Here is a 22,925-nt window from a genome sequence, read left to right as displayed (position 1 = left end):
TAACCGCTAAGGGTAAATAAACGAGTGGCCCATGGGCCACAAGCGCCCTGCGGCCACGGGGGCCGCGTTCGGGCAAGACGGCTATTTTCGCCGCTTTTCAGGTGGAGTTGTAAATCAGGCGGATTGGCATCACGGCATGGCCAGTTGCAGGTCGGCCTGGGGCTTGAAACCCGTGCCTTCGTCCACGGTTTTGGACGCGCCCAGAAACAGCCGGTCCAGCGGCAATTGCTTGGCCGCCAGGTAGTCGCGCACCGCCACGCCGCGCTGGATGGCGAGCTGGCGGATGGCGTCTTCGTCGGCGGGCATGTTGGCCAGCAGCAGCTGCTCCATCTCGGGGACCGGCAGGTCTTTGACCAGGCCCAGGGCGTTGCGCGGCTTGGGGAAGTTGGCGCGCTTGTAAATGGCCTTGAGCAGGGCCGGGTATTCCGCGTCTTGCACGGTGGTGGCCAGCGCATCGGGGGCGCTGCCATCGCCGTCTTCCGTGGGAGCCGCCTTGCCTTGCACCACGGTGTTGCGGCGCTTTTCAGACTCGACGCGGCGCTGCAGCTTTTCGCGCTGCAGCGCGTCGCGCTCGGCGTTCATGCTGGCGCTGCCCACCACGGTGAGCTTCAGGGCGGGCCGGTCGGTCAGGGCCTTGGCGACCTTGTCCAGGCCTTCGCGGGCCTCGGGGCCCAGGGCGGCACTGCCCAGCGGGAAGTTCACCGTGCCCAGCGCATCTGCCCCGCCGCCAAAGGCGTTGGCCAGCAGGCTGAACGGCGCGGTAATGGCCTTGGTGATCAGGTTGCCCAGGATTTTGAAGATCACCGGGCCGATGCGGAACTGCGGGTCGTTCAGCGAGCCCGACAGCGGCAGGTCCAGGTTGATCACGCCATTGCTGTCGGCCAGCAGGGCTACGGCCAGCTTGACCGGCAGGCTGGCCGGCGCGCCGGGTACCTGTTCGCCAAAGGTGAGCTGGTTCAGGATGATGCTGTTGCTGGCGGTGAGCTGGCCGTTGGGCAGCACCACGTAGTGCACGTCGATGCTGAGCTTGCCGCGCTCGATGCCGTGGCCCACGTAGAACACGCTGTACGGCGACAGGCTGGGCAACTCCAGGTCGGAGACCTTGCTCTTGATGTCCAGCGCCAACGGCTTGGCCAGCGGGTTGAGCTGGCCCAAAATCTCCAGCACCGCCGAGTCGCCCACGCGGCCCCGCAGCTCTAGGTCGGCCATTTGCACCGCACCGGCCACGGGCACCGACGCAAACGCGCCCAGCCGCCCGGTCAGGGCGCTGAGGTTGGCGCTGTAGTTGGGCTTGATGAAGTAGTCGGTAAACAGCACCCGGCCATTGACTAGGCTGATGCCGCCAAAGCGCACCACCGCGCCGCCGGGCTCGGCTTTTGTATCTTTTGGGGCGCTAGCGCTTATGGCTGGGGCGGTAGCAGCTACTTTTTTGGTAGCAGCAGCGTCTGCAGGGCTGGGTTTGACCAGGTCTTGCAGGTTCAGGCGGCCATTTTCATTGAGCACCAGGCGGGCGTAGAAGTCGCTGAGGGCGGTCTCCTTCACGTCCACGGTGGTGGGGCTGGTGGGCGACAGGGATACATCCAGCCCGCGCAGGTTCAGCAGCTTCCAGCGCAGCAGGGCCTGCTCGCTGGAGGCATCGGCCACCGCCGCTGCCGTGGCCGCAGCCCCCAGCGGTGCCGAGCTGGCGGCGGCAGGCGCAGCGGCCTGCATGGCGACCATGCCCACCCCGTTGTTGGCGCGGAAGTCTTCCAGCGTGCCGTCGCCCTTGAGCTTCAGCACCGGGCCGGCCGGGCTGGCGGTATAGGCCACCTGGCCTTTGAAGCTGGTGTCGGCCCGCACGATGTCCACGTTGAGCGACGCGCCGAAATACGGCTCCAGGGCGTGCAGCGGCAGGTGCAGCAGATCGACCTGGCCCACAGCGGCCAGCGGCTGCAGGGCCAGCGTGCCCTTGTAGACCAGCCGCCCCGGCTCGGTGTTGCGGGTGTTTTCCGCGCCGATGCGGGCGCTGACGCTCAAAGGCGAGGCCTTGGCGTTGCCGGGCACCAGGTCTTTCATCTGCACGCTGAGGGCGCTGATGTCCAGGGCGGCAGGCTGGTAGGTGGACTGGTCGAGGAAGGACATGACACCGCCTTCCAGCGCCAGGTCGGCGATGCTGACGGCCCAGGGCTTACCGGGTTTGGCATCCGCAGGGGCTGCCGCCGGGGTTTTCAGCCACTGCTCAAACATCCATTTGCCTTCCGTATTGCGCTCCACCTTGGTACGCGGCTCGGTGAGCAGCAGCTTGCCGATCTGCACCCGCTGCCCGGGCACATCGACCACCGCCTGGTTGACTTGCAACTGGCGCAGGCTGAACAGGCTGGTGGCGGCCACTTTCCCCTTGGCCGGAACTTCGCCCAACGCCAGCCGGTCCAGCGTGAGCTGCTTGGCGGTGACCTGCAGCGGCCCCGAGGCCTGCCAGTGCACCTGCAGGTCAGCCCCCAGCTGGCCACTGAGCCGGGGCTCCAGGGTGTTGGCCAGGTAGGGCGCGGCGAGGGCCAGCGGCAGGCCGCCCAGGGTGGCATCCACCTTGGCCTCCTGGTCGGTGGCGGTGCCGGTGAGCTTGAGTTCGGCAGGCGTGCTGCCGGCGCCACCGCCCTCCACCTGCGCCGAGGCGTTGAACGCCAGCGGCTGGGCAAACGGCCAGGTGATGGCCGATGCCTCCACCGCCAGGCCGCGCAGGGCCACCTCGGCCGTGGGGCGGGTGCTGGCATCCGACCAGCGCAGCGTGCCATCTTGCAGGGCCAGCTTGGCGACGCTGACCTTCCAGCCTGCGTCGTCTTTGGTGTCTTTTGTGCCGCCAGCGCTTGCTGCATGGGCGGGAGCAGCTACTTTTTTTATAGTATTTTCAGTTTTTGCAGGCGAGGTGAGCTGCAGCTGGCCCGCAGCATTGCGGCGCAGATCGGCCACCGGGGCGCTGAGGGTGATCTCGCTGATCTTCACGCTTTGCTCCAGCGGGCGCAGTTCATCCAATCCCACCTTGAGCGTGTCCAGCGCCAGCCATTTTGCGCCCTGGGGGTTGGCAATTTGGAGCTGGTTGGCCTGCACCGTGCCGCTGACCACCACCGACATCTTGGGGGTTTGCTCAAACGCCAGTTGCAGGTCGCCACTGAGCACCGCGCCTTGCACCTGCACCGGCAGAGTGGTGGGCAGGTAGGCCAGGTAGGGGGCCAGGTCGAGCTGGTCGAGCCGGATGCGCGCGTGGGTTTTGCGGCTGGGGTCAAACGGGATGGACTGGGCGGCCGAATCAAAGCTGCTGCCGTTGAGCTTGAAGGCCAGGTGCGGCTCGGTCTGGATGGTCCGCTGCGAATCCAGGTTGCTCAGGAACGGCAGGGTCAGGTCCAGATCGCGCAGGGTGTGGGTGGTGCTGCGGGTCTGGTCGGTCAGGTCCACAGCGCCGCCTTTGAGGGCGATGTTATAGACGGCAAAGCTGGGCGGCGCGCCCGCGGGTTTGTCGGACGGCGTATTGAGCTTGGCCAGCACGTCGTCGAAGTCGTAGTGTCCATCGCCCAGGTAGGTGGCGCTTATGGTCGGCTGGTCCATGGAAATAGCGTCCACCACCGGTGCCAGCCGCCGCAGCGACTGCCACAGCGCGGCATCGAGCAGGATGCGTTTTATGTGGACTTGCGGTTTACCGCCAGAGGCACCGGCGATGGACAAGTCGTCCAGCGTCAGCAACAGCGTCCAGGGGTGAAAATCGGCGCGGCCCAGGGTGACGGTGCGGCCCAGCGCGTCGCTACCGAACTTTTCCACCCCGTACTTCACCCCGGCAGGTACGGCCAGCCAGGTCACTGCCCACAGGCCCAGCAGCCCCGCCACGCTCCACGCCGCACGGCGCAACCACTTGTTTTGAAAAAATGTCATAGCGCCCATTTTGCCGCCAGACCGTGGGGGCTCTGCAAGCGAATGTGCACTTACCCATGCTGTAAAACTTAGCGATCACCCCACCAATAGAACCACGCATCGCAATAGCACCCCTTCCAGGGATACCGTGGAACTGGCTCCGCCAGGCCGCTGGTATCGCCCCCTGCAAGGGGGTTGGAGAAAGATGCGAAGCACTGAAGCCTGGGGGTGTGCCAAAACTAAAAGCCCGGCAACCGATTTGCATTGGTTGCCGGGCTTGACGGCGAACTTGCGGTTCATGCCGTCGGGGCTGCAAGGGAGAGATTGATGTCCCCCGTTGCGTTGGACGCAAGAGATTGCGTCCATTAAGGACCGGGGCTGCTGCACACCACCATCGCAAAATGTCAGGTGGCGTTGGCTCCTACCGGTTAGCACCTGTTTGCACAGGCAGTGACAATTTAATCCAAGCCAGGCAGGAATACAAATCTGCTTTTCAATCCATAGTCGGGCCGCGATTGAACCAATGGGCTTGACAACATCCGCACCAAAGATCAATTGATTGCCGCCCAAAACGCGAAAAAGGCCGCAAAAGCGGCCTTTTTTATAGCACTTTCAGCGCCAGATCAGTACGTACCCAGGGCCGATGGAAGGCCCGCCTTGAAGGTGTAGATGGTGATCGGGGCGGACTTCAGGTTGCCCTTGTCGTCAAAGGCGAAGGTGCCCGACATGCCCTTGTACGAGGTCTTGTAGATCTCGGCACCGACCTTGACCGGGTCCACAGTACCGGCTTTCTGGATCGACTGGCCGACAAACATGGTCTGGTCGTAGAACGAAGGCGCGTAGGCATCGGGGTCGATGTTGAAGCGCTTCTTGTACTTGGCCTTGAAGGCCGGACCTTCGCTCGTCTTGTCCAGCACCGCGCCGCCTTGGGCGCAGAAGGCGGTGTCGGTAGCGGCTTCACCGGCCAGCTTGCCCAGCTCAGCGGTACAGATCGCATCGCCACCCAGCAGCTTGGCGTTGATACCCAGCGACTTCATCTGGCGCAGCATAGGGCCGGCCTGGGGCGCGTAGCCACCCAGCAAAATCACGTCGGGGTTCTTGCCCTTCAGGCTGGTCAGGATGGCAGAGAAGTCGGTGGCTTTGTCGGTGGTGAACTCATTGCCCACGATGTTCAGGCCCAGCTTCTTGGCTTCCTTGCTGAACTCGTCTGCCAGGCCCTGGCCGTAGGCGGTGCGGTCGTCGATGACGGCCACGTTCTTGACCTTCATGATGTTGGCCGCGTAGAAAGCCAGGCGCGCGCCGATTTCGTTGTCGCCCGCCATGATGCGGAACAGGTTCTTGTAGCCGCCCATGGTGACCTTGGGGTTGCTGCCCACGGTGGACAGCACCACATTGCCTTGGCTGTACACGCGCGACGCGGGGATGGCCACGCCGGAGCAGTACGGGCCCATCACGAACTTCACATTGCCGTCCACCAGCTTCTGGGCCACGCTCACACCGGCTTTGGGGTCGCACTGGTCGTCTTCCGATTCCAGCTCGAACTTCAGGGTCTTGCCACCCACCACGATTTTCTTGGCATTCAGGTCTTCCACGGCCAGGCGCACGCCGTTTTCATTGTCTTTGCCAATGAAGGCATTGGGGCCCGACAGGGGGCCGGTTACGCCGATTTTGACGGTCTGTTCCTGGGCATAAGCACCCCCTGCGAAGGCCATGGTGGCGGCGCATGCGAGGGCGATTTTTGTAAATGTGGATGGCATTGACGGTGTCCTAAAGTGGAAGTTGTGGAACAAGGAATTTGTCACGGACGCACTGTAGTGCGGGAACCGCTCCAACGGGGGAAATGTGTTTCTATATGTAGAGAATATGAACTACTAGAAGCAAAACTTATATGTTCAGGACTTACGCAAGTTCCCCCTGTAAGCCCGAAGGGCGATACAGGGGCGCTGCGTAAGTCCTAATGTTTACTCTCCTTTCAAAGGTATAGCAGCAAGCGTGCCAATGCGCGCAGGTGCCAGGGGGTTGCGGGGCACGGGCTGCTCCCAGCCGTGCAGAAACTGCATCGCCGTGCCGCAGATGCGGCCCTGGCAGGCACCCATGCCGCAGCGGGTGTGCAGCTTGGCATCGGTCCAGCCCGCGCAGGCCTGTACGGCGGCGTAGGCGACGTCTTCGCAGCGGCACACCAGGGTATCGGCCTGGGGAAGTTGTTTTAATTTCGGATGCAAGGCAAAGCTGCGTGCCAACTGCTGGGCAAAGGCCTGCCAGCGGCTGCGCTCGGGCCACAGGGTTTGGGCTGCAGTTTTATCGCCCACAGCGGCCAAGCCTGCGATGCGTCCTTGCACCAGGGCGCGCTCGCTGCCGCCCACGCCGGTGCACTCGCCCGCCGCGTAAATATGCGGCTGGCTAGTGGCCTGCCAATCGTCTACCGCCAGCCCGGTGGGCGTGTGGCTACAGCCCAGCAGTTGGCCCAGTTGGGTGTTGGGCACCAGGCCAAAGCCGCAGGCCAGGCGGTCGCAGGCGATCTCGACCCGGCGGCTGCCCTGCTGCAATTGCACCGACTGCACCCTGCCCTGCCCTTGCACTGCGATGACATGGCTGGAAGTGCGGTACTGCGGGTGCAACAACGTCAGTGCCTGCAGGGCTTTGCCTGGCGACCCAGCCAGCCGGGCGGCAAAGCCCACGATGGATGACAAACCCGCCTGCTCGGCAACACGCACTACTTTGGCACCGGCCTTGCGCGCCGAGGCCGCAGCAGCCAGTAGCAAGGGGCCGCTGCCCGCCACCACGATGCGTTCACCCGCCACGGGCAAGCCGGATTTGATCAGCGCCTGCAGGCCGCCCGCGCCGGTCACGCCTGGCAGCGTCCAGCCGGGGAAAGGCAGCAGCAACTCGCGGGCGCCGGTGCACAGGATGAGTTTTTTCCAGTCGATGGTCAAGCCACGCTCGGCATCTTCCAGCAGCAAAGTGTGCGGAGCCGGGGCGGAGATGACGCGCGCGCCGCTGTAGATGCGCACGTTGGCACAGGCCGACAGTTGCTCGCGCATGCGCTGTGCGGCCACCGGCACCTGGGCGCTGGGGCCGTCGCGCCAGATCTGGCCGCCGGGCGCGGGGTTGTCGTCGATGATGGCTATCGACGCGCCGCTGGGCGCTGCCGCCAAGGCCGCCGCCATGCCTGCGGGACCCGCGCCGATGATGAGGATGTCGCACTGCGTCACGGGGTCATCTCCACCCGCATGCCTGCGCTGCAGGTCGTCTGGCAGGCCAGGCGGCGCACGCCGTTGATGCTCACCCGGCATTCCTGGCAAATGCCCATGCCGCACAGCGGAGCGCGGGCTTTGCCACTGACCGATGTGCGGGCAACACCATCGCCCGCAATGGCCAGCGCGGCAGCGACCGAACAGCCTGCGGGGACGGACACGGGCTGGCCGTTGATGTGCAGATTCACGCGCATGCGGCCTCCGCAAAGCGTTGCAGGCCGTAGGGCGCAGCATCCAGGGGCGGCGTGCCGCCGGTCATCAGGGCGGCTAGCACATGGGCGGTGCCCAAAGCCGTGGTCACACCCAGGCCCTCGTGCCCCACGGCCAGCCACAGGCCGTCGCGGTCCGGGTGCGCACCCAGGATGGGCAAGCTGTCGGGCGTGGCGGCGCGCAGGCCGCACCAGCTGCGGATGGCGTTGAGGTCGGCCAGGCCGGGCATGTAGGCCAGGGCGCGTTGCAGCATGGCTTGCAACATCTCGGCCTCTACCGTGGTGTCCATCGTGTCGAACTGGCGGCTCGACCCCAGCAGCAACTGCCCGGTGGGGCGCGGCTGCAGATTAAAAGCCACCGACGGCCCCACGCTGTGGTGCGCGCTGGTCACATAGCCCAGCTCCACCAGTTGGTGGTGCACCGTGCCGGGGTAGCGGTCGGTGATGAGGAGATGGCCCTTTTTGGGGCGGATGGGCAAACCGGGGCACAGTGTGGTGGCGTGGATGCCGTTGGCCAGCAGGATCTGCGGGGCCTGGCGCGTGCTGCCGTCGGCTAGGTGCACTGTTTTACCATCGATTTCGGCCACTTGCGCCCATTCCACCTGCACGAGGTGCTCGTATTTTGATAGTAACCAGCGGGCGGCGTTGGGCGCATAGACGATGCCGTCGCCCGGCACCTTGAGCGCGCCCGCCAGGCCGGGGCGCAAGGCGGGTTCGGCCTGGGCGAGCGCAACCTCATCCAGCAGTTCGCAGGCGATGCCATGGTCGTGCAGGCGCTGGCGCTTGTCTTCGGCCGCCGCCATTTCCTCGGCATCTGCCGCCACCCACAGCGTGCCGCAGCCGCTGAAGGCGCAATCTGCCGGCATCTGCGGGGCCAGGGCGCGCCACTGGGCTACGGAATACTGGCTCAGCGCCAGCTCGGCCGGGTTGTCGTCCATCACCACCAGGTGGCCCATGCCCGCGCCGGTGGCACCGCCGCGCCGGTCATCCAGCACCAGCACGCGCTGGCCTGCCTGTGCCAACGCATGGGCACAGGCCGCGCCGACGATGCCTGCGCCGATGACGATCACATCGGGATTCATGCCAGAGAAATTCCCCAGGCAAAAGGGTCGTCTTCGGCAATCAGCAAGGTCGATTCGGCGCACACATGGGCGCGGCCCCGGATGGTGGGGATCACTTGGCCGCCGTTCACCGTGTACGAAGCCTCGAAGCGGCTGCCGATCACGCTGGCCTGCTGCCATACCGCGCCGGGAGCCAGCTTGCCATCTGCCGCCAAACAGGCGATCTTGGCGCTGGTGCCGGTGCCGCAAGGCGAGCGGTCGTAAGCCATGCCGGGGCACAGCACGTAGTTGCGGCTGTCGGCACCCTGGTCGTCCGGGCCGAACAGTTCGATGTGGTCAATTTCTGCGCCATCGGCCCCGGTAATGCCCTGCGCCCCCAGCGCCGCACTCAGCGCACAGGCGTAGGTGGTGAGTGCCGCCAACTGGTCGCTGGCTACGCGCAGGCCGTGGTCGTTCACCAGAAAGAACCAGTTGCCGCCCCAGGCGATGTCGCCATGCGCCACACCGTAACCCGGCACGTCCACCGCGACCTGCGTGGCAAAACGGTAAGCGGGCACGTTGCGCACGCTGACAGAGCCGTCGGTGTGCAAGGTGGCCTCTACCGTGCCCACCGGGGTTTCGATCTTGTGCACGCCCGGCGCTATGCGGCCCATGTGCGCCAGGCTGACCACCAGGCCGATGGTGCCGTGGCCGCACATGCCTAAGTAGCCGGTGTTGTTGAAGAAGATGACCCCGGCTGCTGCATCTGCCGCCACCGGCTCGCACAGCAGCGCGCCCACGATCACGTCGTTGCCGCGCGGCTCCAGCACGGTAGCGGCCCGCCATTGGTCGTGCTGCGCGGCCAGCACGGCCCGGCGCTCGGCCATGCTGCCCGAGCCCAGGTCGGGGAAACCGCCCACCACCAGCCGCGTAGGTTCGCCGCCGGTGTGGGAATCGATGATCTGGATGCGTTGCATGTTTAGACGATGGATTGGTATTTGGTAGGGCGGGTAGCCAAAGCCTTGGCCACCACGCCTTCAATATAAGCGCGCTCTTCGCCGATCAGCGGCAGGCGCGGGCGGCGCATGTGCTCGCTGCCTACGCCCACCAGCAGGTCGATCAGTTTCAGGTTTTGCACCAGCTTGGTGGACACGTCCAGGTGCAGCATGGGGGTCATCCACTGGTAGAGCTTGAGCGCTTCGGCCCACTCACCCGCCTGCATCAGGTCGTACAAGGCCACGGTTTCGCGCGGGAAGGCGCAGCCCACACCGGCCAGCAGGCCGTCGCAGCCCAGGGCCAGGCCCTCGAAAGCCAGGTCGTCCACGCCCAGGAACAGCTGGTAGCGCGTGCCCAGCAGGTTGCGCAGGTCGGTGATGCGGCGGATGTTGTCGGTGCTTTCCTTGATGGCCACAATCCACTCGCAGTCGGCCAACTCTTGCATGTGCTCGGGTTTCAAATCGACACGGTAGGCCACCGGGTTGTTGTAGACCATGATGGGTTTTTGCGCGGCATTGGCCATGGTGCGCACGTTGAGCATGGCTTCGCGCGCATCGGCCACGTAGATGACGGACGGCATGACCATGTAACCGTCTACGCCCAGCTTGTTGGCACCGGCTATATAGCGCAGGGCCTCGCGGGTGCTGGTTTCGGACACATTGGCCAACACCGGGATGCGGCCCTTGGCGGCCTTCAGCGCAATGTCGGCGACCTGCAGCTTTTCTTCCAGCGTCAGCGTGCTGGCCTCGCCCAGCGAGCCGCAGGTAACCAGGCCGTGGATGCCGTTGGCGATCTGGAACTCGATGTGCTTGGCCGTGCCTTCGGCGTCGATGCTTTCGTCGGCGTGGAACTTGGTGGTGATGGCGGGGAAGATGCCTTTCCAGCGGGGGAGCGTCATGGTGTGTTTCCTAAGTTATTTGGGTTGGTGGCGCAATCTTAATATATTAGCAACATATCTAAAATATTTTTTTACGATTACCATCGGCCTGTACACAACCTAGCCCCCATGTCCAAGACTCCGCCCTCCCCCGCGCCCAAGCGCCGCGCCGCCGACCTGGCCTACGACGCGATCGAGACGCTGATCTCCACCCTGAAGCTGGCCCCCGGCAGCCCGGTGGTCGAGAGCGATTTGGTCGAGCTGACGCAACTGGGCCGCACCCCCGTGCGCGAGGCGCTGCTGCGCATGGTGTCGATCGGGCTGATCGTGCAGCAGCCCCGGCGCGGCCTGCTGGTGTCCAACATCGACCTGGCCGACCACCTGGATGTCGTGCAGACGCGCCGCGTGCTCGAATGCCTGATAGCGGCCTGCTCCGCCCGCCGGGCCACCGCCTTGCAGCGCAAGGACATCGTGCGCTGTGCCGAGAAGATGGTGCAGGCGGCGCAGCGCGGTAATCTGGCCGATTACATGGCCGCCGACCTGGCGCTGGACCAGGTGAACCACCAGGCCAGCCACAACCATTCCGCCGTCAAGGCCGTGGTGCCGCTGATCGTGCAGTGCCGCCGCTTTTGGGTGGCCTACCAGCACGCCGGCGACATCATGGAAGCCGCGCAGGCCCACCTGGAGCTGGCCCAGGGCATCGCCACCGGCGACGAGGCCGCCGCAGTGGGCGGGGCCACGCGGCTGATGGATTACCTGCAGGGGTTTGCGCGGCGGGTGATTGATAACTAAGAGAATTGCTCTTATTTTTAGTATCAAAAATAGGAGCTTCTTGCGCTGATTGAATAAGCGCTGGGTGCCAATCCAATGCCTGAAAAACGGCCTTATTTTTCTAAATCACCATCCCCACCAAATCCCCCCGCCAGCGCCTGCCGCAGGTAGTTCACAAACGCCGTCACCGCGCGCGGCACATGGGCGGTGTAGGGGCGGATGGCGTAGAGCTGGTCGGCATAGCCGCCCACCAGTTGCCAGTCGGGCAGCACGGGCACCAGCTTGCTGCCGCGCACACTGGCGGGCAGGCTGAAATCCGGCAGCAGCGCAATCCCCAGCCCGGCCACGGCGGCATCGCGCAGGGCTTCGCTGTTGTTGGCCGATAGCACGCCGGACACCGGCACCGTCACCCGCTCCACATTCGATCCCGTGCCCTGCGCAAAGGTCCAGGCGGGCGTGTCCTGCGCGCGCGGGTAGTGCAGGCAGCTATGGGTGCGCAGATCTTCGGGGCGCAGCGGCGTGCCGCGTTTGCGCAAATACGTCCGGCTGGCCACCAGCAGCGAGCGGGTGGTGCACAGCGTCCAGGCCACGTGGGTGTCGGGCGGCGCGGCGGTGTGGCGGATGGCCAGATCGAAGCCCTCGGTGGCCAGACTGGACAGGCGGTCGGACAGCTCCAGTTCCAGCCGCACATCCGGGTATTCGCGCAAAAAGTCGGCCAGCCGGGGCACCAGTTGCTGGCGCGCAAACGCCACCGGGGCGGTGACGCGCAAAAGGCCCTGGGGCGCGTCGGCCAGGTCGCGCACCTGGGCGAAGCTTTGGGCGATCTGCTCGAACGATGCCCGGGTGTCGTCCACCAGGCGCTGGCCCGCCTCGGTGAGGCGCACGCTGCGGGTGGTGCGGCGCACCAGCGGCACGCCCGCCATGCGCTCCAGATCGGCCATGCGCTGACTCATCGCCGCCTTGCTCACGCCCAGCCGGGCGGCTGCCGCGGTGTAACTGCCCTGCTGGGCGAGGACCGTCAACCAATGGAGATGGCTCCAGAGTTCGTTGATTTTCTGCTCGTTCATGCCCTTATTCTCACCCTATTGTTCACCATTCTGAACAATCAATTCAAAGTTTCGGGCTTGTGACCCGGGGGTGGCGTGCCTACACTGCAGCCTCACTCCACCACAACGAGACACCTCCATGACCGCTGCTACCGACTCCACCGAAATCGCCCAGTACCTGCACGGCGAGCGCACCACCGGCCACGGCACCCGCACCCAGCCCGTCTACAACCCGGCCACCGGCAAGGTCAGCCGCAATGTGCGCCTGGGCAACCAGCAAGACGTGGATGCCGCCGTGGCATCGGCCCTGGCCGCCTTCCCCAAGTGGGCCGACACCCCGCCCATCCGCCGTGCCCGCGTGCTGTTCAAGTTTCTGGAGCTGCTGAACCTGCACAAGGACGAGCTGGCCCACATGATCACCGCCGAGCATGGCAAGGTGTTCACCGATGCGCAGGGCGAAGTGGCGCGCGGCATCGACATCGTGGAATTCTCCTGCGGCATTCCGCAGTTGCTCAAGGGCGACTTCACCGACCAGGTGAGCACCGGCATCGACAACTGGACGCTGCGCCAGCCCCTGGGCGTGGTGGCCGGTATCACGCCGTTCAACTTCCCCGTGATGGTGCCGATGTGGATGTTCCCGGTGGCGATTGCCGCAGGCAACACCTTTGTGCTCAAGCCCAGCCCCATCGACCCCAGCGCCAGCCTGTTCATGGCCGATCTGCTCAAGCAGGCCGGTTTGCCGGATGGCGTGTTCAACGTGGTCCAGGGCGACAAGGAAGCCGTGGACGCGCTGCTGGTGCACCCCGACGTGAAGGCCGTGAGCTTCGTCGGCTCCACGCCCATCGCCAACTACATCTATGAAACCGGTGCCCACCACGGCAAGCGCGTGCAGGCCCTGGGCGGCGCGAAGAACCACATGGTGGTGATGCCCGATGCCGACATCGACCAGGTGGTGGACGCACTGATCGGCGCAGGTTACGGCTCGGCAGGCGAGCGCTGCATGGCGATCTCGGTGGCCGTGCTGGTGGGCGATGTGGCCGACAAGGTCATCCCCAAGCTGCTGGCCCGCACCAAGACGCTGAAGGTTTTGAACGGCACGAATCTGGCCGCTGAAATGGGCCCCATCGTCACCCCCGCCGCCCATGCCCGCATCACCGGCTACATCGAGCAAGGCGTGAAAGAAGGCGCGCAGTTGATGGCCGATGGCCGCGGATTTGACGGCGCACAAGCTGGCGACGGCTGTGGCGAAGGCTTCTGGCTGGGCGGCACGCTGTTCGACCACGTCACCCCCGACATGCGCATCTACAAGGAAGAAATCTTCGGCCCAGTGCTGGCCTGCGTGCGCGTGCCCGACCTGGCCACCTCGATCCAGCTGATCAACGACCACGAATTCGGCAACGGCGTGGCCTGCTTCACCCGCGACGGCAACGTGGCCCGCGAATTCAGCCGCCGCATCCAGGTCGGCATGGTCGGCATCAACGTGCCGATCCCCGTGCCCATGGCCTGGCACGGCTTCGGCGGCTGGAAAAAGAGCCTGTTTGGCGACATGCACGCCTACGGCGAAGAGGGCGTGCGTTTCTACACCAAGCAAAAGTCCATCATGCAGCGCTGGCCCGAGAGCATCGCCAAGGGGGCTGAGTTTGTGATGCCTACGGCGAAGTAAGCACACATTGAGGGGAATGGGCGGCTTTGGTCGCCCATTTGCGTTTCTGGGCCAAGGGCCGGCAAGCTAAGGCTTCACCTTGGCACCACGGTGAAACGCGGCCGAGCCCCCGCTTCAGCCCAAACCCGCCCCGCTCCCCACCCAGTTCTCCACCTCCAACCCAGGATAGTCTTTGAAATCCGCCTCGTTGTTGGTCACCACGATGAGGCCCAGGCTGATGGCGTGGGCGGCTATGAGGCGGTCCATGGCATCGCGGCGGCGGTCGCGCACGGCGGCGGCCAGCACGCCATAGCTTTCGGCAGCGTTGGGTTCAAAAGCGAGTACTGGCACGCGCTGGACCAGGCGCTGGAGGGCTGCGGCGGCGAGTTCCCGGTCGGGGGCAGTGCAGCGCTCCACGCCATGGCACAGCTCGGCGTAGGTGACCACCGACATCACCACGTTGCCTAACGGCTGCGACTGGAAGCGCCGCAGCACCTCGGGCGGACGGGCCGCAATCAGGTAGATGCAGATATTGGTGTCGAGGAGGTAGCGCATGGATCAGTCTGGCTTTTTGTCACCAGCCATCCGGCCAAAGCCGCTCCAGTCGCGTTCGGCTTGCTCATGGAATTCCCGCCCCTCGGCCATGAAGCTCTTGGGAAATGCCGCCAGGATGTCGCCCAGGTCCCCGATGGTTTCCTGCGCGACCAGCCGCAGCACCAGGGTGTTGCCCACGCGCTCCACCTCTACGTCTTGCGCGCCATCGACAAAACCCAGCTCTTTGGGGATGCGCACGGCCAGCGAATTGCCGCTTTTGAACACGCGTGTCAGCATGGGATTTCCTCCTGTAAAACCGAAGTATATACAGGATATACAAACCCTACACCACCCCACCCGCCCGCAGCGCCGCAATCGCCGCCGCATCCAAGCCCAGCCCCGCCAACACCTCGTCCGTGTGCTCCCCCAAGCCCGGCGGCGGGCGGTGCAGCACCGGCGGCGTGGCGGTCAGGCGCAAGGGGCTGGCTACGCTTACTATGCTTTCAATAGCTGCTTGCGCTTGTCCTATGGGCGCTAGAGGCTGATTTACCTTCAAACCTCGGGCCTGCACCTGGGCATCGGCAAAGGCCTGGTCCATGGTGTTGATGGGGCCGCAGGGCACGGCTTTGTCCTCCAGCAAGCTGATCCACTGCGCGGTGCTGCGCGTGCGGGTGACGGCCTCCAGCGCGTTCGTCAACTCGGCGCGGTGCTGCACCCGCAGGGTGTTGGTGGCATAGCGCGGGTCAGTGGCCCATTCGGGGTGCTCGGCGGCGGCGCAGAAGCGGGCGAACTGGCCGTCGTTGCCGATGGCCAGCAGCATGGCGCCGTCTGCCGTGGGCAGGTCTTGGTAGGGCACCAGGCTGGGGTGGGTGTTACCCAGGCGCTGGGGCACTTTGCCGGTGTTCAGGAATCCGGCGGCCTGGTTGGCCAGCATGGCCATGCCCACGTCGAGCAAGGCCATGTCGATGTGCTGGCCCAGGCCGGTGCGGCGGCGCGACTCGATGGCGGCCAGGATGGCGCTACAGGCGTAGACCCCGGTAAACAGGTCGATCACGGCCACGCCCACCCGCTGCGGCCCTGCGTCTGCCGTGCCGGTGATGGACATCAGGCCGCTCATGGCCTGCACCATCAGGTCGTAGCCCGCGCGCTCGGCGTACGGCCCGGTCTGGCCAAAGCCGGTAACCGAGCAATAAATCAAGCGCGGGTTGATGGCCTGCAGGCTGGCGTAGTCCAGCCCGTAGTGCGCCAGGCCGCCGACCTTGAAGTTCTCTACCAGCACATCGCTGGTCGCCGCCATCTGGCGGATCAGTGCCTGGCCTTCGGCCTGGGCCATGTCGATGGTGGTGGAGCGCTTGTTGCGGTTGCAGGCGGTGAAATAGGTGGCCTGGTCGGTGTCATTGCCGTCCGCGTCTTGCAGGAACGGCGGGCCCCAGTGGCGGGTGTCGTCGCCCACCACCGGGCGCTCGACCTTGACCACGTCGGCCCCCAGGTCGGCCAGCATTTGGGTACACCACGGCCCAGCCAGCACGCGGGACAGGTCCAGCACCTTGAGATGCGATAGCGCGGAAGCGGATTTTTCGAGAGCCATGGTGGTCAGATGCCTTTGGTTTCATTCAAGAACGCCGCGGAACCGGCTCTGCCGGGCCGCCAGCGTTGCCCCCTGCAAGGGGGTTGGCGTTTACACGCAGTGAAAAAGCCTGGGGGTGTTCCTAAAACGCCGCAATGCCGGTCTGGGCGCGGCCCAAAATCAGCGCGTGGATGTCGTGCGTGCCCTCGTAGGTGTTGACCACCTCCAGGTTCACCAAGTGGCGCGCCACGCCAAACTCGTCAGAGATGCCGTTGCCGCCCATCATGTCGCGCGCCAGCCGGGCGATGTCCAGCGACTTGCCGCAGGAGTTGCGCTTGAGCAGCGAGGTCAGCTCCACCGAGGCCGTGCCCTCGTCCTTCATGCGGCCCAGGCGCAGGCAGCCTTGCAGGCCCAGGGCGATGTCGGTCTGCATGTCGGCCAGCTTTTTCTGGATGAGCTGGTTGGCGGCCAGCGGGCGGCCAAACTGCTTGCGGTCCAGCGTGTACTGGCGGGCGCGGAACCAGCAGTCTTCGGCCGCCCCCAGCGCGCCCCAGGCGATGCCGTAGCGGGCGCTGTTGAGGCAGGTGAACGGGCCTTTCAGACCCTGCACCTCCGGGAAGGCGTTGTCTTCGGGGCAGAACACGCCGTCCATCACGATCTCGCCGGTGATGCTGGCGCGCAGGCCCACCTTGCCGTGGATGGCGGGGGCGCTCAGGCCGGCCATGCCTTTTTCCAGGATGAAGCCGCGGATGGGGCCGACGTTGCCCGCCGCGTCCACCTCTTTGGCCCAGACCACGAACACGTCGGCGATCGGGCTGTTGGAAATCCACATCTTGGAGCCGCGCAGCTGGTAGCCGCCCGCCACCTTGTGGGCGCGGGTGGCCATGGAGCCGGGGTCGGAGCCGTGGTCGGGCTCGGTCAGGCCGAAACAGCCAATCCACGCGCCGGTGGCCAGTTGGGGCAGGTATTTTTGCCGCTGGGCTTCGGTGCCGAATTCAAAAATCGGCACCATCACCAGCGAGCTTTGCACGCTCATCATCGAGCGGTAGCCCGAGTCCACGCGCTCCACTTCGCGGGCGATCAGGCCGTAGGCCACGTAGTTCAGGCCGGGGCCGCCGTACTGCTCGGGGATGGTGGGGCCCAGCAGGCCCAGCTCGCCCATCTCGCGGAAGATGGCCGGGTCGGTGCTCTCGGTGCGGAAAGCCTGCAGCACGCGGGGCAGCAGCCGGTCTTGGCAGTAGGCCGCCGATGCGTCACGCACCATGCGTTCGTCATCGCTGAGTTGCTGGTCGAGCAAGAACGGGTCTTGCCATTGGAATGCGGCGTGGGCCATGGGGTGTCTCCTGGGGAATAGCCGCCATGGTAGTGCCCGCCGGGGCGCGGGGGCAAACGATTTGTTTGCAACCAGTTATGCATTTTCAAGATACTTTAAATTCTCAAGGTTTAGAAAATTTCAGGCGCTACCGCTTATTTAATCAGCGCTAGCAGCTATGGATAAATCAGACATCCAGAGGCTTATTGTGTATATTTCTCACACTATGCGCCGCAAAATCCCCTCCCTCCAGGCCCTGGCCTGCCTCGATGCCGCCGCCCGCCACGAAAGCTATACCCGGGCCGCCCAGGAGCTGGCGCTGAGCCAGGGGGCGGTGTCGCGCCAGATCACCGCGCTGGAGGCCTTTGTGGGCGTGCCGCTGTTTCGCCGCACCCGCTATGGCGTGGCGCTCACCCCCCAGGGGGCCGAGTACGCGCAGCAGGTGGCCGTGCGTCTCAGCGGCCTGGAGCAGGACACGCTGGATGCCATGTCGCACCAGGGCAGCGGCGGCACGCTGCACCTGGCCTCGGTGCCCACCTTTGCCACCCGCTGGCTGATCCCGCGTCTGCCCGCCTGGACCGCCCTGCACCCCGACACCACGGTGCACCTCGAAACCCGCACCCGCCCCTTCCTATTTGCCGACACGCCGTTTGATGCCGCCCTGTACAGCAGCACGGCCGAGCAGGTGGCCCAGTGGGCAGGCACTCGCGCGGTGCGCCTGCTGGGCGAGGACATGGTGCCGGTGTGCAGCCCGGCACTTTTGAAAGGCGCAACCGCCTTCACCGCAGAAGCCATCGCCGAACTCCCCCTGCTGCAGCAAAGCACCCGCCCCGACGGCTGGCGCGAATGGTTCGATGCCATGGGCGTGCCCGCCCCCCTGGCCCGGCGCGGCCCGCGCTACGAGCTGTTCTCCATGACCGCTGCCGCCGCCACCTGCGGCCTGGGCCTGGGCCTGGTGCCGCGCCTGCTGGTCGAAGCCGAACTGGCACGCGGCGAGCTGGTGCTGGCCTGCGCGCAGCCGCTGCCGACTGGCGGGGCGCATGACCGGGCCTATTACTGTGTGCTGCCGGAGCGTACGGAGAACCGGGTGTTGGTGGAGGCGTTTGTGGGGTGGATGCAGCAGGCGGTGGGCTAGTCCGCCAACGCAAACGCGGCGGCCATGCGCTCTTGCTCGCGGGCCGCAATACCCAGCTGCGCCGCCACCTTGGGCCACTGCCGCACCACCGCCTGGCTGCGGGCGATGGTGGCCTGGGCCGTTTTCGCATCCACACGAAAGTACGGGGCCACGGAACGGACCAGGTCGAGGTCCAGCGCGTTGTCGGCTTCGCTGATGTTGAGCTTCAGGCCGTGGGATGCGGGCACGGGGTTCATGTCGTACGCTTCGGACAAGCGCCAACCCTTGCCGGGCACCAGGATGAAGCCGTGGTTGCGCAGATGGTCGTCGCTGTTGGACACCAGCACATTGAACACGATGCGCGACCACAACTCTTGCAGATCGGTATCGGTGTGCGCGCCATGGTCGATCAGCACGCGGGCCAGTTCCAGATAGCCCACGCCAGTCGATGCATCCTCGCCGTCCTGGTGGCCGGTGAGCGTCATCGCGGACGCAAAGTGCAGCCGCCGACCGGCGAGCGTGCGGTCGAAGCGCTGCACCAAAAACGTATGGTGCGGGTTGGCGAAGCGGCGCGCCAGGCTGTCGGGCACGCGCAGCCCACAGCCGCGCGCCAGGGTGTGCACCACCATCTCCCAGGCACCTACGTCGTGCCCGTCGCGCACACTGGGAAATTTGGCGATCCACAGGTGCCCGTCCGGATCGACCACACTGGCTTTGGGCCGTGCACCGCCAAGCGAACCACCGGGCGCAATCAACATGCGCAGCCAGTCGTCGCCTGCGGCGGCGGTGTTGTCTTCGTCGCGCTCTAGCGCCAGGCTGGCGGCCTCCAACTCGCGCAATTGGATGAACGGAGGTGCTGCCACACCGTGCCGGTTATCCAGAAAGTCCCCTGCGTCGCCAGGCCGAAACCGCAGCGCGCCCACGCGGAAGGCATCGTGCACCCCCAGAAGGTAGTCGGATGCGTGCAGCCGCACCGCCTTGCCCACCCGCCCTGCCCGCTGCTCGCGCTCCAGGCGGCGGCGCATCAGCAGGCGGCCCCAGCGGTCGGGGCTGGCATCGGCAAAAACGCCGAAGGTTTCATGGCCCTGGGGTGGATGCTGCCGGCCCGTGAACAGGCCCAGCCGGGGATCGAGCTGCAGGTTGCGCACGGCGGGGTGGGCCAGTGCTAGCGCGTCGTATGCGAACTCAAAAATCTCCCGGCCTGCGCCGCGCTGGGCATGCAGCACACCCAAACGCAGCGGCGCGGGTAGGCCGTCCCAGTCGGCATAGACAGCGATGGCGGCCATGGCTTAACGCGCCTTGTGGGGTTTCTGGGGCACGGGTTCTGGACTCTGAATCAAGCCCGCCAGCGCTTCGGAGTCGCTAAAACCGCCCTGCTCTCGCCAGCTTTTGCCGCCGCTGACCTCCTGCTGCGGCACGGTATCAGCGGCGGGCATGCGTCGTACGGTGGGCTCGGCAGGTGGTGCCTTCCTGCGGGTCAAACGCGCATCCTGCAACTCCCGCCCCTGGGGGTCTGGTGCGCCCAACAGGCCCAGGTCGCTCTCGATACCGAGGACTTGCATCACGGCCAGGTAGGCCCCCATCGTCACGCCCGAGCCGCCGCGCTCCAGGCTGCGCAGGGTCATAGGCGACATCCCCGCGCGCTCTGCTACCTGCTTGGCAGACAGCCGCCGCCGCTGCCGCGCAAGGCGCAACCGGTCGCCGAATTGGCACAGCAGTGCGTCGGTGGACGGAAGCAAAGGGGCAGTTTTTTTGGCCATAGTGCCGTTATTTTATGTTTTTATACTTTAAATAGCTAAATTATTAGCACTTGTAGTTAACCTATACAGTCAATATTTTAGCTTTTTTCATCAAAAAAAAGAGAAATATTAGCACCTTGAAGCGCGTTACTTTCCAATGGAAAGCGCTGATCGCCACACCCAGGCCGATGGCCCAAACCCCACCGTCGCCGATAATCGGCCCCCACCCGCACCACTTCGCCCCTCTTCGCCCCCCTGGAACCACGATCTTGAGCGCCAAAGCCCTTCCCCCGTCCACCGCTCTGCCTAACGACGCGCCCGCTGCCGCCCACACGCCCATGATGGCCCAGTACCTGGCCATCAAGGCCGAGCACCCCGACACGCTGGTTTTCTACCGCATGGGCGACTTCTACGAGCTGTTTTTCAGCGATGCCGAAAAGGCCACCGCCCTGCTCGACATCACCCTGACCAAGCGCGGTCACACGGCGGGCGTGCCGATTCCCATGTGCGGGGTGCCCTTCCATGCGCTGGAGGGCTACCTGGCCAAGCTGATCAAGCTGGGCGAGTCGGTGGCGATTTGCGAACAGGTGGGCGAGGTCACGGGCAAGGGGCCGGTGGAGCGCAAGGTGGTGCGGGTGGTGACGCCCGGCACGCTCACCGATGCCGAGCTGCTCTCCGACAAGACCGAATCCGTGCTGCTGGCCATCCACCAGGGGCCGCGCAATACCTGCGGTCTGGCCTGGCTGAGCGTGACGCGGGCCGAAATCCACCTGGCCGAGTGCCCCAGCGACGAGCTGGAAGCCTGGGTCACCCGCATCGCCCCCAGCGAGCTGCTGCACAGTGCCGATGCCAGCACCAGCCTGGAGCAGCGCATCCAGGCCCTGAAGCGCGCCACCGCGCCCGGCGTGGCCTTGTCCACCACCGCCCGCCCGGCCTGGCAGTTCGATGCCGCCCTGGGCCAGCGCAAGCTGCTGGAGCAACTGCACGCCGCCACCCTGGCCGCCTGGCAGGCCGACGACCTGCCCCAGGCCCACGCAGCAGCAGCCGCCCTGCTGACCTTTGCCGAGCACACCCAGGGCCGCGCCCTGTCGCACGTGCAAACCATCCGCGTGCAAAAAGGCGATGCCAGCATCCACCTGCCGCTCTCCACCCGGCGCAACCTGGAGCTGACCCAAACCCTGCGCGGCGAGGACAAGCCCACCCTGTTCTCCCTGCTCGATACCTGCAGCACCAGCATGGGCAGCCGCGCCCTGAAGCGCTGGCTGCTGGAACCCCAGCGCGACCGCAGCGAAGCGACTCTGCGCCTGCAGGCCATCGCCACCCTGCGCGAGGGTGGCCACGGCCAGCGCCTGCGCGAGCAGCTCAAGGGCAGCGGCGACGTGGAACGCATCAGCGCCCGCATCGCGCTGCGCCAAGTGCGCCCGCGCGAACTGGTGGCCTTGCAGTACACGCTACAAAAAGCAGAGCTGCTCATGCCCTTCATACCAGCACAAGCGGCACTTTTGACCCAGATTTCTGCGGCACTGCAGCCCCCCGTTGGCTGTGCCGCCCTGCTGCAAAGCGCCATCCTGGACGAGCCCGCCGCCCTGGTGCGCGACGGCGGCGTGATCAACCGCGGCTTCGATGCCGAGCTGGACGAGCTACGCGACATCCAGACCAACTGCGACGCGTTCTTGCTCGACCTGGAAACCCGCGAAAAAGCCCGCACCGGTATTGCCAACCTGCGGGTGCAGTTCAACAAGGTGCACGGCTTCTACATCGAAGTCACCCAGGGCCAGATCGACAAGGTGCCCGCCGACTACCGCCGCCGCCAGACCCTGAAGAATGCCGAGCGCTTCATCACCCCCGAGCTCAAAGCATTTGAAGACAAGGCCCTGAGCGCCCAGGAGCGCGCGCTGGCCCGCGAGAAATGGCTGTTCGAGCAGGTGCTGGATGCCCTGCAGGCCTTTGTGCCGCGTTTGAGCCAACTGGCCTACGCCCTGGCCGCACTGGACGTGCTGTGCACCCTGGCCGAGAGATCGCTCACGCTGAACTGGTGCGCCCCGGTGTTTGTGAAAGAGCCCTGCATCGCCATCCAGGGCGGCCGCCACCCGGTGGTGGAAGCCCGCCTGGCCGAGACCAGCAACGCCAGCTTCATCGCCAACCACACCGCCCTGGGCCACCGCCAGCGCATGCAGATCATCACCGGCCCCAACATGGGCGGTAAATCGACCTATATGCGCCAAGTGGCCACCATCGTGCTGCTGGCCAGCATGGGCAGTTATGTGCCCGCCACCGCTTGCCGCCTGGGGCCTATCGATGCCATCCACACCCGCATCGGCGCAGCGGACGACCTGGCCAATGCGCAATCCACCTTCATGGTGGAGATGACAGAAGCCGCGCAGATTCTGCACAGCGCCACCGCCCACAGCCTGGTGCTGATGGACGAGATTGGTCGCGGTACCTCCACCTTCGACGGCCTGGCGCTGGCCAGTGGCATTGCGGCGCACCTGCACGACAAAACCCAGGCCTTCTGCCTGTTTGCCACCCACTATTTCGAACTCACCGAATTCCCGGCCCAACACCATGGTGCCGTCAACATGCACGTGAGCGCGGCAGAGTCGGGCCGCGACATCGTGTTTCTGCACGAGCTGCAGCCCGGCCCGGCCAGCCGCAGCTACGGCATCCAGGTAGCCCGCCTAGCCGGCATGCCCGCCGCGGTGCTCAACCACGCCCGCCACACCCTGGCCGCCCTGGAAGAGCACGCCCTGGGCCACCAGGCGCAGGTGGATTTGTTTGCGCCGCCGCCCCAGAAACCTGACGACGGACCCAGCCCTTTAGAATCAGCGCTAGCCGCCATCCAGCCGGATGCCCTGTCTCCACGCGAAGCGCTGGAGGCCTTGTACAGCCTGAAGAAACTCAGCCTGGGCGCATCGGCCTAACCCCATTTCAGCTTCTTACCCATA

General features: G+C 65.6%; 18 protein-coding genes. 4 read left to right on the top strand and 14 right to left on the bottom strand.

The features are described 5' to 3' along the window. Nucleotides 1-129 precede the first annotated feature (129 nt). From AC097O_RS17635 to AC097O_RS17605, 7 genes are all read right to left on the bottom strand, one after another. Nucleotides 130-3,900 carry a DUF748 domain-containing protein gene (locus AC097O_RS17635; protein WP_479594209.1) on the bottom strand — a complete coding sequence of 1,257 codons (3,771 nt, stop codon included), beginning with the start codon at nucleotides 3,898-3,900 and terminating at the stop codon, nucleotides 130-132. A 602-nt stretch (nucleotides 3,901-4,502) separates the two neighbouring features. Next, the gene (locus AC097O_RS17630) at nucleotides 4,503-5,636 is read right to left on the bottom strand and encodes a branched-chain amino acid ABC transporter substrate-binding protein (RefSeq protein ID WP_479594208.1); all 1,134 of its coding nucleotides are present in this window, start codon (nucleotides 5,634-5,636) and stop codon (nucleotides 4,503-4,505) included. Between the two features lie 204 nt (nucleotides 5,637-5,840). Continuing rightward, nucleotides 5,841-7,091, bottom strand: a complete 1,251-nt coding sequence (locus tag AC097O_RS17625; RefSeq protein ID WP_479594207.1) for an FAD-dependent oxidoreductase — start codon at nucleotides 7,089-7,091, stop codon at nucleotides 5,841-5,843. Then, the gene (locus tag AC097O_RS17620; protein WP_479594206.1) at nucleotides 7,088-7,327 is read right to left on the bottom strand and encodes a (2Fe-2S)-binding protein; all 240 of its coding nucleotides are present in this window, start codon (nucleotides 7,325-7,327) and stop codon (nucleotides 7,088-7,090) included. The genes AC097O_RS17625 and AC097O_RS17620 overlap by 4 nt, the downstream gene beginning before the upstream one ends. After that, nucleotides 7,318-8,424, bottom strand: a complete 1,107-nt coding sequence (locus tag AC097O_RS17615; protein ID WP_479594205.1) for an NAD(P)/FAD-dependent oxidoreductase — start codon at nucleotides 8,422-8,424, stop codon at nucleotides 7,318-7,320. The genes AC097O_RS17620 and AC097O_RS17615 overlap by 10 nt, the downstream gene beginning before the upstream one ends. Further along, entirely contained in the window at nucleotides 8,421-9,359 is a 939-nt protein-coding gene (locus AC097O_RS17610) for a 4-hydroxyproline epimerase (protein WP_479594204.1), read from the bottom strand. The genes AC097O_RS17615 and AC097O_RS17610 overlap by 4 nt, the downstream gene beginning before the upstream one ends. 2 nt (nucleotides 9,360-9,361) lie before the next feature. Beyond that, on the bottom strand, nucleotides 9,362-10,276 hold the full coding sequence (locus tag AC097O_RS17605) for a dihydrodipicolinate synthase family protein (protein ID WP_479594203.1): 915 nt from the start codon (nucleotides 10,274-10,276) through the stop codon (nucleotides 9,362-9,364). Between the two features lie 108 nt (nucleotides 10,277-10,384). Between AC097O_RS17605 and AC097O_RS17600 the strand changes: the two genes are divergently transcribed. Then, nucleotides 10,385-11,047, top strand: a complete 663-nt coding sequence (locus tag AC097O_RS17600) for a GntR family transcriptional regulator (RefSeq protein WP_479594202.1) — start codon at nucleotides 10,385-10,387, stop codon at nucleotides 11,045-11,047. Between the two features lie 92 nt (nucleotides 11,048-11,139). On the opposite strand, the gene AC097O_RS17595 is transcribed toward AC097O_RS17600, so the two are convergent. Next, a complete protein-coding gene (locus AC097O_RS17595) occupies nucleotides 11,140-12,093 on the bottom strand; it encodes a LysR family transcriptional regulator (protein WP_479594201.1) in 954 nt (317 codons plus the stop codon). A gap of 118 nt (nucleotides 12,094-12,211) precedes the next feature. On the opposite strand from AC097O_RS17595, the gene AC097O_RS17590 reads away from it, so the two are divergent. After that, entirely contained in the window at nucleotides 12,212-13,735 is a 1,524-nt protein-coding gene (locus AC097O_RS17590; protein WP_479594200.1) for a CoA-acylating methylmalonate-semialdehyde dehydrogenase, read from the top strand. Between the two features lie 114 nt (nucleotides 13,736-13,849). Here the strand turns inward: AC097O_RS17590 and AC097O_RS17585 are convergent, their stop codons facing one another. The 4 genes from AC097O_RS17585 to AC097O_RS17570 form a co-directional block, all read right to left on the bottom strand. After that, nucleotides 13,850-14,269 carry a PIN domain-containing protein gene (locus AC097O_RS17585; protein WP_479594199.1) on the bottom strand — a complete coding sequence of 140 codons (420 nt, stop codon included), beginning with the start codon at nucleotides 14,267-14,269 and terminating at the stop codon, nucleotides 13,850-13,852. A 3-nt stretch (nucleotides 14,270-14,272) separates the two neighbouring features. Continuing rightward, entirely contained in the window at nucleotides 14,273-14,545 is a 273-nt protein-coding gene (locus AC097O_RS17580; RefSeq protein WP_479594198.1) for an antitoxin, read from the bottom strand. A 46-nt stretch (nucleotides 14,546-14,591) separates the two neighbouring features. Continuing rightward, nucleotides 14,592-15,836 (bottom strand): CaiB/BaiF CoA transferase family protein, encoded by a 1,245-nt coding sequence (locus AC097O_RS17575; RefSeq protein WP_479594197.1) that lies wholly within the window; start codon nucleotides 15,834-15,836, stop codon nucleotides 14,592-14,594. A gap of 121 nt (nucleotides 15,837-15,957) precedes the next feature. Further along, nucleotides 15,958-17,148, bottom strand: a complete 1,191-nt coding sequence (locus AC097O_RS17570; protein ID WP_479594196.1) for an acyl-CoA dehydrogenase — start codon at nucleotides 17,146-17,148, stop codon at nucleotides 15,958-15,960. Between the two features lie 205 nt (nucleotides 17,149-17,353). Here AC097O_RS17570 and AC097O_RS17565 point away from each other — a divergent pair, with 205 nt between their 5' ends. Beyond that, a complete protein-coding gene (locus AC097O_RS17565; RefSeq protein ID WP_479594195.1) occupies nucleotides 17,354-18,262 on the top strand; it encodes a LysR substrate-binding domain-containing protein in 909 nt (302 codons plus the stop codon). Here AC097O_RS17565 and AC097O_RS17560 read toward each other — a convergent pair. Together AC097O_RS17560 and AC097O_RS17555 are read right to left on the bottom strand one after the other, a co-directional pair. Further along, on the bottom strand, nucleotides 18,259-19,527 hold the full coding sequence (locus AC097O_RS17560) for a type II toxin-antitoxin system HipA family toxin (RefSeq protein ID WP_479594194.1): 1,269 nt from the start codon (nucleotides 19,525-19,527) through the stop codon (nucleotides 18,259-18,261). The two genes, AC097O_RS17565 and AC097O_RS17560, sit on opposite strands and share 4 nt — an antisense overlap. A gap of 3 nt (nucleotides 19,528-19,530) precedes the next feature. After that, nucleotides 19,531-20,001 carry a helix-turn-helix domain-containing protein gene (locus AC097O_RS17555; protein ID WP_479594193.1) on the bottom strand — a complete coding sequence of 157 codons (471 nt, stop codon included), beginning with the start codon at nucleotides 19,999-20,001 and terminating at the stop codon, nucleotides 19,531-19,533. A 317-nt stretch (nucleotides 20,002-20,318) separates the two neighbouring features. On the opposite strand from AC097O_RS17555, the gene mutS reads away from it, so the two are divergent. After that, entirely contained in the window at nucleotides 20,319-22,901 is a 2,583-nt protein-coding gene (gene mutS / locus AC097O_RS17550; RefSeq protein WP_479594310.1) for a DNA mismatch repair protein MutS, read from the top strand. Nucleotides 22,902-22,925 lie beyond the last annotated feature (24 nt).

Source organism: Rhodoferax sp. LS1P39, assembly GCF_056521425.1.
The sequence above is the reverse complement of the archived record's forward strand: the minus strand, read 5'-3'. Positions and strand labels throughout refer to the sequence as shown.

What these genes read in the sequence shown, in the direction of transcription:
- AC097O_RS17560 (WP_479594194.1), bottom strand. Translation starts at nt 19,527, where the DNA reads ATGGCCGCCATCGCTGTCTATGCCGACTGGGACGGCCTACCCGCGCCG.
- AC097O_RS17575 (WP_479594197.1), bottom strand. Translation starts at nt 15,836, where the DNA reads ATGGCTCTCGAAAAATCCGCTTCCGCGCTATCGCATCTCAAGGTGCTG.
- AC097O_RS17555 (WP_479594193.1), bottom strand. Translation starts at nt 20,001, where the DNA reads ATGGCCAAAAAAACTGCCCCTTTGCTTCCGTCCACCGACGCACTGCTG.
- AC097O_RS17615 (WP_479594205.1), bottom strand. Translation starts at nt 8,424, where the DNA reads ATGAATCCCGATGTGATCGTCATCGGCGCAGGCATCGTCGGCGCGGCC.
- AC097O_RS17635 (WP_479594209.1), bottom strand. Translation starts at nt 3,900, where the DNA reads ATGACATTTTTTCAAAACAAGTGGTTGCGCCGTGCGGCGTGGAGCGTG.
- mutS (WP_479594310.1), top strand. Translation starts at nt 20,319, where the DNA reads ATGATGGCCCAGTACCTGGCCATCAAGGCCGAGCACCCCGACACGCTG.
- AC097O_RS17600 (WP_479594202.1), top strand. Translation starts at nt 10,385, where the DNA reads ATGTCCAAGACTCCGCCCTCCCCCGCGCCCAAGCGCCGCGCCGCCGAC.
- AC097O_RS17570 (WP_479594196.1), bottom strand. Translation starts at nt 17,148, where the DNA reads ATGGCCCACGCCGCATTCCAATGGCAAGACCCGTTCTTGCTCGACCAG.
- AC097O_RS17620 (WP_479594206.1), bottom strand. Translation starts at nt 7,327, where the DNA reads ATGCGCGTGAATCTGCACATCAACGGCCAGCCCGTGTCCGTCCCCGCA.
- AC097O_RS17585 (WP_479594199.1), bottom strand. Translation starts at nt 14,269, where the DNA reads ATGCGCTACCTCCTCGACACCAATATCTGCATCTACCTGATTGCGGCC.
- AC097O_RS17610 (WP_479594204.1), bottom strand. Translation starts at nt 9,359, where the DNA reads ATGCAACGCATCCAGATCATCGATTCCCACACCGGCGGCGAACCTACG.
- AC097O_RS17630 (WP_479594208.1), bottom strand. Translation starts at nt 5,636, where the DNA reads ATGCCATCCACATTTACAAAAATCGCCCTCGCATGCGCCGCCACCATG.
- AC097O_RS17590 (WP_479594200.1), top strand. Translation starts at nt 12,212, where the DNA reads ATGACCGCTGCTACCGACTCCACCGAAATCGCCCAGTACCTGCACGGC.
- AC097O_RS17565 (WP_479594195.1), top strand. Translation starts at nt 17,354, where the DNA reads ATGCGCCGCAAAATCCCCTCCCTCCAGGCCCTGGCCTGCCTCGATGCC.
- AC097O_RS17595 (WP_479594201.1), bottom strand. Translation starts at nt 12,093, where the DNA reads ATGAACGAGCAGAAAATCAACGAACTCTGGAGCCATCTCCATTGGTTG.
- AC097O_RS17605 (WP_479594203.1), bottom strand. Translation starts at nt 10,276, where the DNA reads ATGACGCTCCCCCGCTGGAAAGGCATCTTCCCCGCCATCACCACCAAG.
- AC097O_RS17580 (WP_479594198.1), bottom strand. Translation starts at nt 14,545, where the DNA reads ATGCTGACACGCGTGTTCAAAAGCGGCAATTCGCTGGCCGTGCGCATC.